This window comes from Micromonospora sp. WMMA1923 (genome assembly GCF_049179195.1).
In the GTDB taxonomy this organism is placed as follows: domain Bacteria; phylum Actinomycetota; class Actinomycetes; order Mycobacteriales; family Micromonosporaceae; genus Micromonospora; species Micromonospora yangpuensis.
The window spans coordinates 4,206,464-4,221,009 of the sequence record NZ_JBMHLZ010000001.1 but is presented as its reverse complement, the minus strand read 5'-3'; the positions used below and the strand labels follow the sequence as shown (position 1 = coordinate 4,221,009).

The following is a 14,546-nucleotide window of genomic DNA, read 5'->3' as shown; positions in this document are numbered from 1 at the left end:
GCTACGAGGGCGGCAACGGCCGTGGTGCAGGCCCCCGGCGGCCCCAGGGCTCCTGGCGGCTCCACGGCGCGGGGCGAGCCCGTGGCGGGCGGTGAGAGGGGTACCCGGCTATGCAGAAAGCGTTAAGCAGGGGCCCTTCCTTACACTTGGGGGGTGAGTGAGTGTGGGGGTGGGGAGCGGGGGCTGACCCTGGGGCGGCACCAGGTGTGGCCGCCGGTGGTGCTCGCCCCGATGGCGGGGATCACCAATGTCGGGTTCCGGCAGCTCTGTCGGGAGCAGGGCGGTGGCATCTACGTCTGCGAGATGATCACCACGGTCGCCCTGGTCGAGCGGAACCCGAAGACGCTGCGCATGATCGCCTTCGGCGACACCGAGAAGCCCCGTAGCCTCCAGCTCTACGGCACCGACCCGGAAACCACCGCCGCCGCCGTGCGGATCGTGGTCGAGCGGGATCTGGCCGACCACATCGATCTGAACTTCGGCTGCCCGGTGCCGAAGGTCACCCGGCGTGGCGGCGGCGCGGCCCTGCCGTGGCGACGCCGGCTCTTCGCCCGGCTGGTCAGGGCCGCGGTGGACGCCGCGGCACCGGCCGGGGTGCCGGTCACCGTCAAGATGCGCAAGGGCATCGACGACGACCACCTGACGTACGTCGAGGCCGGGCTGGCCGCCCAGGAGGCGGGCGTGGCCTGGGTCGCCCTGCACGGGCGGACGGCGGCGCAACGCTACTCGGGCACCGCCGACTGGGATGCCATCGCCACCCTGAAGCAGGCGTTGGACGTGCCGGTGCTCGGCAACGGTGACATCTGGGAGGCCGACGACGCGCTGCGGATGGTGGCGCACACCGGTGCGGACGGGGTGGTGGTCGGCCGGGGTTGCCTGGGCCGGCCGTGGCTCTTCGCCGACCTGGAGGCGGCCTTCGCCGGCCGTCCCGACCGGCGGCTGCCGAGCCTGGGTGAGGTGACCCGGACCATGCGCCGGCACGCCGAGCTGCTGGTCGACCAGTTCACCGTCGGGGCCCGCAACCCGGCCCGGGGCGAGCGCGACGGCTGCACCGACTTCCGCAAGCACGTGGCCTGGTACCTCAAGGGCTTCCCGGTCGGCGGCGAACTGCGCCGCTCGCTGGCCATGATCGAGAGCCTGGCCGAGCTGGACGACCTGCTCGGCAAGCTGGACCCCGAGGTGGGCTTCCCGGCCGAGACGCTGGGCCAGCCGCGTGGCCGGACCAACTCGCCCGGCAAGGTCTTCCTGCCCGCCGGCTGGCTGGCCGACCGCGACATCGACACCGCCCCCGAGGGCGCGGAACTGGCCGACTCCGGCGGCTGACCCCACCCGCCCCGGCGTTCCGCCGGGAGCCATCCCACCTACCCCGCAGGCCCGGCGTTCCGCCGGATTCATCCTCCCGTCGTCCAGAACGCGGCGACGGGAGGGGCCTTCCTCGTCGGGGAAACGGACCACACCGTCGGGGAAGATCTTGTTTCTGCCGAAGGGTTCGCTTTCGATCTGCCGAGGGGTTGCCTTTCGATCTGCCGACCGGACGGCATCGTTTCGTCGCGGGGCCGCAGGGCCGGCGAGGTTCTCCGGGGATGCTGCCGGCGTGCGACGATCCACGGGCACGACCGGGCGACCACGCGATCGGGGAGGACGACATGTTCGCGGTGCCGTTGGACGACGACGCGCAGCTGCGCCCGCTGGAGCCGTGGCAGGCCGAGGAGTTCCTGGCCCACATCGACCGGGGGCGGGAGTTCATCGGGCGGTACGTCGGACTGCCGGACCTCGTCACCGACCTGGCGTCGAGCCGGGCGTTCCTGCGCGGGTACGCGGAGAAGGCGGCCAGCGACACCGGCCGGATCTACGGCATCTGGGTCGCGGATCGGCTGGTCGGCGGGGTGCTCTTCCCGAGGATGGACGTGCCGAACGGCACCGCCGAGGCGGGTTGCTGGCTGGAGCCGTCGGCGGTGGGGCGGGGCCTGGTCACCCGGGCCGCCCGACTGATCATCGACTGGGCGATCACGACACGGGGCCTGCACCGGGTGGAGTGGCGGGTCGCGGCGGAGAACGCGCCGAGCATCGCGGTGGCCCGCCGACTCGGCATGACCCGGGACGGGGTGCTGCGGGAGAGCTACCGGTACCGGGGGGAACGACAGGACATCGAGGTCTGGTCGGTTCTGGCGCCGCAGTGGCGCGCGGCCCGGCCCCCGGAGCCACCCGCCACCGCCTGATCCGCCCGGTCCGACGGGGCACGCCCGGCCACCGGCGACCGGAGCAGCGGATCCCGTCCCGGCCGCCATCGCGGCCGACCACCGAACGATCCGTCCGCCCCGATTCGGCCGTCCGCCCCGATTCGGCCGTCCGCCCCGATTCGGCCGTCCGCCCCGATTCGGCCGTCCAGCCTGACGGTCGACCTCTACCGCCCGCTGGGTGACCGCGGGCGTGGCGAGGTCGGGCGCCGGGCCGGACGGTCGACGGCGGGGGTCAGCCCGGCGCTGCTCCGGTCCGGTGCCGTGGGGGCGGATCGGCCAGCGGCGACCGGGGCGCGGGCACGCCCGGCCAGGGCACCTCGGGGCTGCGGTGGAAGGTGATCCCGGCAAGCGTCCAGCGTGGGCCGTGACCGGCCAGCCGGGTCCGGAAGCCGTCCCAGTCGTGGTGGGACCGGGGTGACCAGCCCAGTTCGGCCAGGGCCGGCAGTCGGGGGAAGAGCATGAACTCGATCTCGGTACGGGTGGTCACCGACTCGGTCCACAGCGGTGCCTCCAGGCCGAGCACCGCCGTCTCCGGCACGCCGGTCAGGTGGGTGCCGGGATCCCAGTCGTACGCCCGGCGGAGGTCGATCAGACCCGCCCAGTCGTGCCCGATCGGGGTGTCCGGGGCGTACTTCATGTCCAGGTAGGCGCGGTTGGCGGGGGAGAGGATCAACCGGGCGCCCCGACGGACCGCGTCGACGGTGCCCGGGTCGTCGCCGTCGGTGCCCCACCACTGGATGACCCGTCCGTCGACGTGCCCGGTCGGGGCGATCTGGTGCCAGCCGACCACGGTCCGGCCCAGGTCGGTGACGATCCGCTGGGTCCGCTCGACGAATCCGCGGTACGCCTCGGCGGGCACCCGGTACGCCTCGTCCCCGCCGATGTGCAGGTACCGCCCGGGGGTCAGCGCCGCCACCTCGCCGAGCACCTCGGCGACGAAGTCGTACGTCCGCTCGCTGGCCGGGTCGACGTAGCTGAAGCCGACCTCGGTGCCGGTGTACGGCGGCGGCGCGGTCCGGTCCGGCGCGAGTTCCGGGTACGCGGTCAGGGCGGCGTTGGTGTGGCCGGGCAGGTCGATCTCCGGTACCACGGTGACGTGCCGGCGGGCGGCGTACCCGACGATCCGCCGGTAGTCCTCACGGGTGTAGTGGCCGCCGGGGCCGCCACCGACCTCGGTGGCCCCGCCGACGGTCGCCAGCCGGGGCCAACTGTCGACGGCGATCCGCCAACCCTGGTCGTCGGTGAGGTGCAGGTGCAGGTGGTTGAGCTTGTACCGGGCCAGGTGGTCGATCACCCGCAGCACGTCCGGTACGTCGAAGAAGTGCCGGGCCACGTCGAGCATCACCGCCCGGTGGGCGAACCGCGGCCGGTCGACGATGGTCCCCCCGGGCAGCACCCAGGCGGCGGCGACCGGGGTGGGGCTGTCGACCGCGGCGGGCAGGAGCTGGCGCAGTGTCTGCACCCCGTGGAACAGCCCGGCGGCGGTGCCGGCGGTGATCCGTACCCCGTCGGTGCCGACCTGGAGCCGGTAACCCTCCACACCGAGCCCTCCGCTGTCGGAGCCACCCCCGTCGGTGTCATGGCTGCCGTCGTCGCCGCTGCCAGCGTTGCTGCCGTCGTCGAGGACGAGGGCGATGCCGCCCCGGGGCTGCGGGCTGGTCGCGTCGGTCACCGGCAGCGGGTAGCCGGTCGCCGGGCGGAGCAGCTCGGCGAGCTGCTCGGCGACGTCGCGGGCGGCCGGGTCGGCGGTGACCCGCACGGCGGCCGTCGCCGGCAACACGAAGTCGGCGCCCGGGTCCGGCTCGACCCGTTCCGGGGCCGGCAGTACGTCAGTCAACCGCCCGGCGGGCGGCACGAGCCGGGAGCCGGCGGCCGTGGCGGCGGCCCGAGCCAACTCACCGAGCTCCGGGGTCCGGTCCGGCTCAGTGGGCTGGGTCAGCTCGGTGGTCCGGTCCGGCTCGGTGGGCTGGGCCGGGATCCGGGGCCCGGCGGGTGCCCGGGGCGGGTCGAGGCTGGGGGGCATGGGACGTCTCCCGAGGGGTATCCGCGGCAAATATGGCAAACCTGAACTTTGACGCTGGGTGCCGTCAAGAGTACGGCGAGCTGCGGCGATGCGTGATCCTGCGCATGGCCGCGCTCCCAGGAACCCACCCGAAAGCGGATAGTCGTGATGTCTGTGCGGATGGTCACCAGATGGTCCCAACGGCGGCGAAGTTCGCTTAACCTTCGCCCACCGATCGGCACTGGTCCCTACCTGACCGGTCCGGACCTGGGATTTCGGGGCAACCGCGTGGGAGGCTCACGGTGACGACGCACGAGACGGCGACAGCGCACGGGACGGCGACAGCGCATGGGACGGCGGCAGCACGACGGAAGTACGTCTACGACTTCACCGAGGGCAACAAGGAACTCAAGGACCTGCTCGGCGGCAAGGGGGCCAACCTCGCCGAGATGACCAACCTCGGGCTGCCGGTGCCACCCGGCTTCACCGTCACCACCGAGGCGTGCCAGGCGTACCTGGCCACCGGTCGGGAGCCGGACGGGCTGGCCGAGCAGATCGCCGCCCACCTGGCCGCGTTGGAGCGGGCGCGGGGCAAGCGTCTCGGTGACCCCGGGGACCCGCTGCTGGTCTCGGTACGCTCCGGGGCGAAGTTCTCCATGCCCGGCATGATGGAGACGGTGCTCAACGTCGGGCTCAACGACGCCAGCGTGGTCGGGCTCAGCCGGCAGGCCCACGGCGGAGGTGGCGGTGGCGGTGACCGGTTCGCCTGGGACTCGTACCGCCGGTTGATCCAGATGTTCGGCAAGACCGTCTGCGAGGTGCCGGGCGAGGAGTTCGAGCACGCCCTCGACGAGGTCAAACGCGCCAAGGGTACGACCAACGACCTGGACCTGACCGCCGACGACCTGCGTGGGCTGGTCGGTGCGTACAAGCAGATCTTCAAGGCGCACACCGACCGGGAGTTCCCGCAGGACCCCCGGGAGCAGCTCGACCTGGCGATCCGGGCGGTCTTCGCCTCCTGGAACGCCGAACGCGCGGTGCTCTACCGGCGGCAGGAGCGGATCCCGGCCGACCTCGGCACGGCGGTCAACGTGGTGGCGATGGTCTTCGGCAACCTCGGCCCGGACTCCGGCACCGGCGTCGCCTTCACCCGTGACCCGGCCACCGGCAACCAGGGCATCTACGGCGACTACCTGGCCAACGCCCAGGGTGAGGACGTGGTCGCCGGCATCCGCAACACCGTGCCGTTGCAGGAGTTGGAGCGGTGCGACAAGCGGTCGTACGACGAACTGCTGGACATCATGGCCCGGCTGGAGCGGCACTACCTGGACCTGTGCGACATCGAGTTCACCATCGAGCGCGGCAAGCTCTGGATGCTGCAGACCCGGGTGGGCAAGCGGACGGCCGCCGCCGCCTTCGTCATCGCCGGGCAGCTCGTCGACGAGGGCCTGATCGACCTGGACGAGGCGCTGCACCGGGTCAACGGCGCCCAGCTCGCCCAGCTGATGTTCCCCCGCTTCCAGCTCGACCACGGTATCGAGCCGGTCGCCACCGGCATCGGCGCGTCCCCCGGCGCGGCCAGCGGGCAGGTGGTCTTCACCTCGGCCCGCGCCGTCGAGGTGGCCGGGGCGGGAAAGCCGGTGATCCTGGTCCGGCGGGAGACGAACCCGGACGACCTCAACGGCATGATCGCCGCCCAGGGCATCCTGACCTCCCGCGGCGGTAAGACCAGCCACGCCGCCGTGGTGGCCCGGGGGATGGGCAAGACCTGTGTCTCCGGTGCCGACGGGATCGACGTCGACGTGCCACGCCGCCGGTTCACCGTCGCCGGGCAGACCGTCGTCGAGGGCGACGTCGTCTCGATCGACGGCACCACCGGCAAGGTGTACCTGGGTGAGGTGCCGTCGACGGAGTCCGAGGTGGTCCGCTACTTCGAGGGTGACCTCGACCCGGAGCGCAGCGACGACGCGCTGGTGCGGGCCGTACACCGGATCATGACGCACGCCGACGGTCGGCGGCGGCTGGCGGTCCGGACGAACGCCGACACCGGCGCGGACGCGGCCCGCGCCCGGCGCTTCGGCGCCGAGGGCATCGGGCTCTGCCGCACCGAGCACATGTTCCTCGGCGACCGCCGGGAGCTGGTGGAACGGCTCATCCTGGCCCGCGTCGACGACGACCGGGCGGCGGCGCTGGCCGCGCTGTTGCCGTTGCAGCGCGCCGACTTCGAGGAGATCTTCCGCGAGATGGCCGGGCTGCCGGTGACGGTCCGGCTGATCGACCCGCCGCTGCACGAGTTCCTGCCGCCGCTGGAGCAGCTCGCGGTGGACGTGGCGGTCGCCCAGGAACGCGGCGAGGACGTGGCCAAGGAGGAGGCGCTGCTCGCCGCCGTGCGCCGGATGCACGAGGAGAACCCGATGCTCGGCCTGCGCGGGGTCCGGCTCGGCCTGGTCATCCCGGGGCTGTTCGCGATGCAGGTCCGCGCGATCACCGAGGCTGCCGTCGCGGTCACCCGGGCCGGGTCGGTGGCCCGGCCGGAGATCATGGTCCCGCTGGTCGGCGCGGTCCAGGAACTGGAGACGGTACGCGCCGAAGCCGAGAAGATCATCGCTGAGGTGGTCGGGGAGAGCGGCGTCGAGGTGCTGATCGGCACGATGATCGAGGTACCCCGGGCGGCGTTGACCGCCGGTCAGATCGCCGAGGCCGCCGAGTTCTTCTCCTTCGGCACCAACGACCTGACCCAGATGGGCTGGGGCTTCTCCCGCGACGACGTCGAGGGGGCCTTCTTCTGGCGGTACCTGGAGTTGGGCATCTTCGGCATCTCGCCGTTCGAGTCGATCGACGCCGACGGGGTGGGGCGGCTGGTACGGATCGCCGCCGAGGAGGGCCGGGCCGCCCGCCCCGAACTGAAGCTCGGGGTCTGCGGCGAGCACGGCGGGGACCCCGACTCGGTGCACTTCTTCCACCAGGTCGGCCTGGACTACGTCTCCTGCTCACCGTTCCGGGTGCCGGTGGCCCGGCTGGAGGCCGGCCGGGCAGCCGTGCAGACCAACGGCTCGGACAGCCGCTGAGGTCGGCTGATAACGGCTCGGACAGCCGCTGAGGCCGGCTGGTAGCGGCTCGGACAGCCGCTGAGGTCGGCTGGCGCGGCCTCAGATCGGGGGGCGTCGCCAGGCGGTGGGGCGGCTGCGGCGCAGCTGCGCCGGGAGGGTCGCCATCGGGGTGCGGACGGCCAGCGGGGCGTGCCCCTGGGTCAGGTTGACCGCCGCCACGCCGACGCGGTGCGCGTCGAAGGCTGCGCCGGCCCGGCGGGCCACCTCCCGGGCCGCCGACCGTAGCCCCGCCAGGTCGCCGACGGGTCGGCAGATCAGGGCGAGCACCGCGTACAGGCCGGCGGGGCAGGTGATCACGTGTCCGGTCGAGGTGCGCAGCACCGAGTCGTGGAACTCGCCCCGACCGACGGTGTCGGCCATCCGTTGTCCGAGCCCGAAGCTGGCCGCGACCAGGGCCGCCAGATGGGTGGCGTCGGTGGCCGGCAGGTCACTGGCGATGAGCAGTCCGTCCGTACCGGCCAACACCCCGCCGGTGAGCTCCGGCCAGCGTCGGTGCAGGGCCTGCATCTCCGTCACCATCACCGCGTCTGGGTTCACGATCGTCTCTCCTCGCGGTCGTGCTCTTCAGATGTCTCGGTCGCCGGTCACGTTCTGCTGCCAGAACGCTACCGGTGGCTGGACGGCAGGCGCGATCCCTGGACTGGCAACGATCGGTCGACAAAGGTTGCCTGATCGGTGGTTGTCCCCGGCGGGTGGGGTCGATCGCCGCCGAGCCGTACCGCCGGTCCGGGCGTAACCTGAGCGGGCCCGAACTGTCGGATCCCCCCGGAGGGTGCGCGATGAACCAGGCCAGCGGTCGGTACAGTGTGGACGTGCTCTTCGTTGCCCGGAGGGTGGGGGCGTGACCAGCAACTGGGCCCAGTTGACCGTCGACGCCCGCGACCCCGCCCGGCTGGCCCGGTGGTGGGCCGAGGCTCTCGGTTACCGCATCGTGGACGAGCGACCGGACGCCGTCGAGATCCGGCAGTCGGCGGACCGGCTGCCGGGCATCGTCTTCGTGGCGGTGGCCGACGACAAGCAGGCCAGGAACCGGCTCCACCTCGACCTGCGCCCCAGCGACCAGGAGGCCGAGGTCGAACGGCTGGTCGACATGGGTGCCCGCCACGTGGACGTGGGGCGGGGGGAGCGGACCGGCCAGACCATGCTGGCCGACCCGGAGGGCAACGAGTTCCGGGTCCTGCCGGCCGACTGACCGGCCCCCGCCGACCGACCACCGCCTCGCCTCCCAGGGCCACCCGGGGCGGTCCGCACGCCGCGCCATGGCCGCCGGGGCGGGTCTGCACCGCCACCCAGGGCCGCCGGGGCGGTCTGCGCCGCCGCTTCATGGCCGCCGGGGCGGCTCGTCCCGCCGTCGAAGGCTGCCCGGGGCGGGCCTGGCCGTCCGGCGACCACTCCTTCTTCCCAGGATCTGGTACGCGCCTGTCGGGCCGCCGACCCGAGGGCAACATCCGGGCGCGGACTCGGACACCGGCTTTCACCTGCGGCGATGTCGGTGTGAAACATCGTGAAACTTGCTCGCAACTCCCCGTTGACCGGCGGACGAAGCGAGTGTTAACTGTTAACAGTCATCAGGAGGACAACGTGTTGGACGTCAGGCCGATCAGGGTGGAGTCCCTCGGCGAGAAGCTGGCCACCGAGCTGCGCCGTCGCATCATCGTGGGCGACGTAGCCTCGGGAACCCGCCTCGTGGAGGAGGAACTGGCCGACTCGTTCCAGGTCAGCCGGGGTCCGGTGCGCGACGCCATCCGGATCCTGCGGTCGGAGGGGTTGGTCACCGGCTCCGGTCGCAGCGCGGTCACCCGCTCGCTCAGCGAGGCGGACATCGACGAGCTGATGGCGCTCCGGGAGGCCTTCGAGCTGTTGGCGGTGGAACGTGCCATCGCCGTACGGCGCGAGGTCCTCGCCCGTGACCTGCGGGTCGCCCTGGTCGACATGGACGCCGCCCTGGCCGCCCGCGACTCGTCCGCCTTCACCACGGCGGACATCCGGTTCCACAGCGCGTTCTTCGCCGCCGCCGGGCTTACCCGGCTCAGCGTCCTGTGGGACCAGTTCCGCCCGACCATCGAGGGTCTGCTGCACGCCTCCGGCAAGCGGCTGGCCGACCTCGCGCCCTCGGCGCGGGAGCACCACGACCTCGCCGCGCTGATCACCGCCGGCAAGGTCGCCGAAGTCCGCGCCGAGCTGCACCGCCACCTGCAGACGACCTGCTCGCGGCTGCGCTCCGCGATTCCCTCCACCCCCGTCCAGAGAGAGAACCAACCATGAAATCACGAATGCTGCGGCTCGCCGCCCTCGCCGTGGCCGGCACCCTCGTGGTGACCGGCTGCGCCGACCGGGGCGGCAGCGAGGCCGGCTCGGCCGAGAACTACCCCGAGAAGGACCTCACCCTGGTGGTGCACGCCGGTGCCGGCGGTGGGTCCGACCTGACCGCCCGGACCCTGGCCAAGGAGCTGGAGGCGGACCTCGGTCGGTCGATCGTGGTGGAGAACCGAACAGGCGGCGGCGGTCGGGTCGGCCTGACCTACCTCAAGGACCGGCCCGCCGACGGGTACGCCATCGGCTTCATCCCGGTCGAGGTGTCGATGCTCGGCCACCAGGGCGCCGACATCAAGCCCGACCAGTACACCGTCCTCGGGCAGGTCATGAACGCCCCGGCGACCCTGTCGGTGCCGGCCAGCAGCCCGTACCGGACCCTGGACGACCTGCTCGCCGCGGCCAAGGAGAAGCCGGGCACGATCACCGTCTCCAACTCCGGTGCCGGCGCGATCTGGGAGGCCGCCACCATCGCCCTCGGCGAGGCCGCCGGGGCGACCTTCAAGCCGGTGCCGTACGACGGCGGTGCCCCGGCCGTGGCCGCGGGTGTCTCCGGTGAGGTCCAGGCCGTGATGGCCGGGGTCAGCGAGTCCGCCGCCGCGGCGGCCAACAACCAGCTGCGGGTCCTCGCCGTGCTGGCCCCGGAGCGGGTCTCCGCGCTGCCGGACGTGCCCACCGGCAAGGAGCAGGGCGTCGACGTGGTGATCGGTGGCTGGGGCCTGATGGGTGCCCCCGCCGGCCTGCCCGACGAGGTCAAGCAGCGGCTGGCCGAGGCCGTGCAGAAGGCCGCCTCCTCGCAGACCTTCAAGGACGTGATGACCAAGGCCGGCAACACCCCGCTGGCGACCTCGCCCGACGAGGCCAGCCAGTTCGCCCAGGCCGAGTTCGACCGCTTCGGTCAGATCTACGGCTGACATGGCCACCCACCACCCGCCGATCCAGGGTGACCCCGGTGCCGCCGCCGCGCGTTGGCGTGAGGCGGCACTGGGGGCGGTCTTCCTGGTGCTGGGCGTCGTCTTCCTCGGGTTGGCCCGCTCGATCGAGCTGCCCACCCGGGCGCTGGCGGTCAGCCCGCGGATCTGGCCCGAAGCGCTCGCCTTCGGGATCATCGGCCTGTCGGTCCTGCAGATCGTCTCCGCCTTCGTCCGTACGCCGACCAGGGCCGACGACGATGACGAGGACGACGGCCCCGCCACCCGGTCGGGGGTCGTCCGGGTGGCCGGTTTCCTCGCGGCCACGGTCGCCTTCGGGCTGCTCTGGTACTACGTGCACTTCCTGATCTCCGGGCTGGTCTTCGTCGCCGCCCTGATCGGGATCGCGGGCGGCCGGGGGATCAAGGACCTGCTGCTCTTCCCCGCCGGGGTGACGGTCGTCATCTACGTCCTGTTCGGCCTGCTGCTGAGGGTGCCGCTGTGAACGCGTTGGTCGAGGGCTTCGGTGCCCTGCTCTCCCTGCAGATGCTGCTCTGCATCGTCGCCGGCGCGGCGATCGGCATGCTGGTGGGCGCCTTCCCCGGCATCACCGCCACCATGGCGATCGCCCTGGCCAGCGCCTTCACCCTGACCATGGACCCGTTGCCGGGCCTGGCGGTGCTGCTGACCATCCTGATCGCCGCGCAGTTCGGCGACCGGGTCCCGGCCATCCTGATCAACACGCCAGGCACGCCCGCCTCGATCGCCACCACCTTCGACGGGTACGCGATGGCCAAGCAGGGCCGGGCCGGTCTGGCGTTGACCGCGTCGGCCTTCGCCTCGGCGATCGGTGGCTTCGTCGGCATCGGCGTGTTGATGGTGGCGGCGATCCCGCTGAGCACCCTGGCCATGCGGTTCGGCTCGCCGGAGATGTTCGCCCTGGTGATCTTCGGCCTGACCATGATGGTCGAGGTCTCCGGCAAGCAGTTGCTCAAGGGCCTGATCGCCGGCCTGTTCGGCCTCGGCCTGGGCACCATCGGCCGGGACCCGATGGACGGCTCGGACCGCTTCACCTTCGGCATCCCGCAGCTGATCGAGGGGGTCCCGTTCATCGCGGTGATCATCGGTCTGTTCGGTATCGCCGAGGTGTTCAGCCAGATGATCTCCCGCCGCCGGAGCCAGCAGAAGGCGATCACCAGTTTCGGCCGCTGGTGGCCGACCAGGCAGGAGAACAAGCAACTGATCAAGCCGGTCGCCGTGGGGTCGGCCGTCGGCACCGTGGTCGGCGTGCTGCCGGCTGTCGGTGGCGACATCGGCGGCATCGTCGCCTGGAACCAGGCCAAGCGGGTCTCCAAGGAGTCGGAGAAGTTCGGTAAGGGTTCCCTGGAGGGCGTGGCCGCTCCCGACGCCGCCTCCAACGCCGGCGTCGGCGGATCGGTGCTGACCACCCTCGCCCTCGGCGTACCCGGTGACTCGGTGATGGCGGTCATGCTCGGCTCGATGATCATCTGGGGGATCCAGCCCGGACCGGGGCTCTTCTCCTCGCAGCCGGACCTGGTCTACTCGATCGCCGGCATCATGCTGGTCGCCACCGTGCTTACCCTGGGGCTGAGCCTGCTGCGGATGCGCGGCGTGGCCAAGCTGCTCGAACTGCCCGACCGGTTCCTCTGGACGGTGATCCTGGCCTTCTGCGTCGTCGGCACGTACGCGGTCAACACCAGCGTCTTCGACGTCGGGGTCATGCTCCTGTTCGGCGTGCTCGGCCTGCTGCTGCGCCGGTACGGCTTCCCGGCCGGCCCGATCGTGCTCGGCCTGATCCTCGGCCCGCTGGCCGAGCGGAACTTCCGCCGCTCGATGGAGCTGGGCGGGCTGGAGACCATCTACACCAGCCCGATCGCGATGGGCCTGCTCGTGCTCGGCGTGCTGGCGGTCGTGGTGCCCCGGATCCGCGGCCGGCGTCGGGCCGGCCGCAACGGCACCGACGGCACCGACGGCAGCGACACCCCGACCGACCCGCCGGTGCCCGCCGGGGGGAACCGGTGAGGACGCGGCACTTCGTCGTCCGGGACGTCGCGGGGCAGTGCCACGGCAGCACCGTCTGCCCGGTCGACGACTCCTTCGTGGTCGCCTGGTTCGCCGGCGACCACGAGGGGGCGGCCAACTCCCGGATCTGGCTCAGCGTCGGCGCGGCCGACCGGTGGACCGCGCCGGTGGTGGTCAGCGCCGACCTCGCCCCCTGCTGGAACCCGGTGCTGCACCGGCGTACCACCGGAGAACTGGTGCTCTGGTTCAAGGTCGGTACGACCATCTCGGCGTGGGTCACGTACCAGGTCCGGTCGCTCGACGGTGGACGGACCTGGTCGGTGCCGACGGTGCTGGCCGACGGCCGGCCCGGCGGGCGGGGGCCGGTGCGCCTGCCGCCGCTGCGGCTGCCCTCCGGCCGGCTGCTCGCCGGGGCCTCCACCGAGACCTGGGGGGAGCGCCCACGCTGGGACTGCTTCGTCGACCTCAGCGACGACGACGGCCGGACCTGGCGGCGTACCCCGGACATCGCCCTCGACCACGACACCTTTCCCGGCGCGGGGGCCATCCAGCCCACCCTCTGGCCGGCCCCGGACGGCACGGTCCGGCTGCTGGCCCGCAGCACCGCGGGTCGGCTCGTCACCGCCACCAGCCACGACGACGGGCAGAGCTGGACACCGGGGACGCTCAGCGCGGTGCCCAACAACAACTCCGGGATCGCCGCCCTGCGGCTCGGCGACACCGTCTACCTGGCCCACAACCCCACCGTCGGCGACTGGGCCAGCCGGGCACCCCTGGTGGTCTCCGTCTCGACCGCCGAACCCGCCCCGGGCGACACCTTCCGCCCCTGGCTGACCCTGGAGGAGTCCCTCGACGACGCGGCCGGCGAGGGCTACCGGCCCGCCGACTCGGGGGTCTCGACCACCGGGGTCAACGAGTTCTCCTACCCCTGCCTGGTCGCCGCCGGGGACCGGCTCGCTGTGACCTACACCTGGCAGCGGCGCGGCATCGTGCTCGCCCTGCTCGACCCCCTCGAACCGGAGTGCACACCATGACCGCCCGCCCCGTCGTGAACCTGATCAGCGCGGTACCGACCCTCTTCGACACCGCCGGCGAGGTCGACCTGACCGCCACCCGGGCGGCCTACGAGCAGCTGGCCGAGCAGCCCCTGGACGGGGTGTTCGTGGCCGGCACCACCGGGGAGTTCACCACCCTCAGCGACACCGAGCGGCTGGCCGTCTGCGCCACCGCGGCCGAGGCGTTCGGCCCGCAGCGGACGTACTGGCACGTCGGTCACGCCTCCACCCGCCAGGCCGAGCGGCTCACCCGGGCCGCCGTGGACCGGGGCGCTGCCCGCTTCGCCGCGCTCACCCCGCACTACTTCCCGGCCACCGAGTCGGCCCTGCTGGACTACTACGAGACCGTGGTGACCGCCGCCGCCGGGGTGCCGGTGTTCGGGTACCTCTTCGCCGCCCGGACCACCACCGTGGTCTCCCCGGCCCTGCTCGCCCGGCTGGTCGACACCGGCCTGGCCGGGGTCAAGCTCAGCGGGGTGGCCAGCGCCGAGCTGACCGGTTACCTCGGTGCCCTGGCCGACCGGGACGTACCTGTCTACTCCGGGGCCGACTCGGAGTTCGTCGAGGTGGTCGGGCTCGGCGGCGCGGGCGTGGTCTCCGGGGTCAGCTCGGCGCTGCCGGCGCCGTTCCTGGCGCTGCGCGACGCCCTGCGCGGCGGCGACCCCACGGCCGTCGCGGCGGCCCGGGACCGTTCCCTGCGGGCGGTGGCCGCCACCCGGCAGGGCAACCTCGCCCACCTCAAGGCCGTCCTCGAGGTACGCGGCCTGCCCGCCAGCGGCCTACGCGCTCCGCTGGACCCGCTCTCCCCGGCCGACCGCCGCGCCCTCGAAGCCGACATCGCCGACCTGCTCTGAACCCCGTCTGAATGGAGC

Annotated in this window: 12 protein-coding genes; 10 read left to right on the top strand and 2 right to left on the bottom strand. The window is 72.7% G+C overall.

Annotated features, from left to right (window positions below):
- Positions 1-153 precede the first annotated feature (153 nt).
- Together dusB and ACN28G_RS18930 are read left to right on the top strand one after the other, a co-directional pair.
- On the top strand, positions 154-1,323 hold the full coding sequence (gene dusB, locus ACN28G_RS18935; protein ID WP_091442271.1) for a tRNA dihydrouridine synthase DusB: 1,170 nt from the start codon (positions 154-156) through the stop codon (positions 1,321-1,323).
- A gap of 323 nt (positions 1,324-1,646) precedes the next feature.
- Positions 1,647-2,219, top strand: a complete 573-nt coding sequence (locus ACN28G_RS18930) for a GNAT family N-acetyltransferase (RefSeq protein ID WP_091447073.1) — start codon at positions 1,647-1,649, stop codon at positions 2,217-2,219.
- Between the two features lie 253 nt (positions 2,220-2,472).
- On the opposite strand, the gene ACN28G_RS18925 is transcribed toward ACN28G_RS18930, so the two are convergent.
- The gene (locus tag ACN28G_RS18925) at positions 2,473-4,263 is read right to left on the bottom strand and encodes a beta-N-acetylhexosaminidase (RefSeq protein WP_421480003.1); all 1,791 of its coding nucleotides are present in this window, start codon (positions 4,261-4,263) and stop codon (positions 2,473-2,475) included.
- 281 nt (positions 4,264-4,544) lie between these two features.
- On the opposite strand from ACN28G_RS18925, the gene ppdK reads away from it, so the two are divergent.
- Complete coding sequence (ppdK, locus tag ACN28G_RS18920; protein ID WP_421480002.1) at positions 4,545-7,310, top strand: pyruvate, phosphate dikinase; 2,766 nt, start codon at positions 4,545-4,547, stop codon at positions 7,308-7,310.
- Positions 7,311-7,391: 81 nt separating this feature from the next.
- Here the strand turns inward: ppdK and ACN28G_RS18915 are convergent, their stop codons facing one another.
- Positions 7,392-7,889, bottom strand: a complete 498-nt coding sequence (locus ACN28G_RS18915) for a roadblock/LC7 domain-containing protein (protein ID WP_421480000.1) — start codon at positions 7,887-7,889, stop codon at positions 7,392-7,394.
- Positions 7,890-8,193: 304 nt separating this feature from the next.
- Between ACN28G_RS18915 and ACN28G_RS18910 the strand changes: the two genes are divergently transcribed.
- From ACN28G_RS18910 to ACN28G_RS18880, 7 genes are all read left to right on the top strand, one after another.
- Positions 8,194-8,544 carry a VOC family protein gene (locus ACN28G_RS18910; RefSeq protein WP_091442261.1) on the top strand — a complete coding sequence of 117 codons (351 nt, stop codon included), beginning with the start codon at positions 8,194-8,196 and terminating at the stop codon, positions 8,542-8,544.
- 389 nt (positions 8,545-8,933) lie between these two features.
- The gene (locus ACN28G_RS18905) at positions 8,934-9,617 is read left to right on the top strand and encodes a GntR family transcriptional regulator (RefSeq protein ID WP_421479997.1); all 684 of its coding nucleotides are present in this window, start codon (positions 8,934-8,936) and stop codon (positions 9,615-9,617) included.
- On the top strand, positions 9,614-10,579 hold the full coding sequence (locus tag ACN28G_RS18900; protein ID WP_421479995.1) for a tripartite tricarboxylate transporter substrate binding protein: 966 nt from the start codon (positions 9,614-9,616) through the stop codon (positions 10,577-10,579). Before ACN28G_RS18905 ends, ACN28G_RS18900 begins: the two co-directional genes overlap by 4 nt.
- A 1-nt stretch (position 10,580) precedes the next feature.
- Complete coding sequence (locus ACN28G_RS18895; protein ID WP_091442254.1) at positions 10,581-11,081, top strand: tripartite tricarboxylate transporter TctB family protein; 501 nt, start codon at positions 10,581-10,583, stop codon at positions 11,079-11,081.
- Positions 11,078-12,619: a tripartite tricarboxylate transporter permease gene (locus ACN28G_RS18890; protein WP_421479993.1), complete on the top strand. Its 1,542-nt coding sequence runs from the start codon at positions 11,078-11,080 to the stop codon at positions 12,617-12,619. Before ACN28G_RS18895 ends, ACN28G_RS18890 begins: the two co-directional genes overlap by 4 nt.
- Positions 12,616-13,653 carry an exo-alpha-sialidase gene (locus ACN28G_RS18885; RefSeq protein ID WP_421479991.1) on the top strand — a complete coding sequence of 346 codons (1,038 nt, stop codon included), beginning with the start codon at positions 12,616-12,618 and terminating at the stop codon, positions 13,651-13,653. Before ACN28G_RS18890 ends, ACN28G_RS18885 begins: the two co-directional genes overlap by 4 nt.
- Entirely contained in the window at positions 13,650-14,528 is an 879-nt protein-coding gene (locus ACN28G_RS18880; protein ID WP_421479989.1) for a dihydrodipicolinate synthase family protein, read from the top strand. Before ACN28G_RS18885 ends, ACN28G_RS18880 begins: the two co-directional genes overlap by 4 nt.
- Positions 14,529-14,546 lie beyond the last annotated feature (18 nt).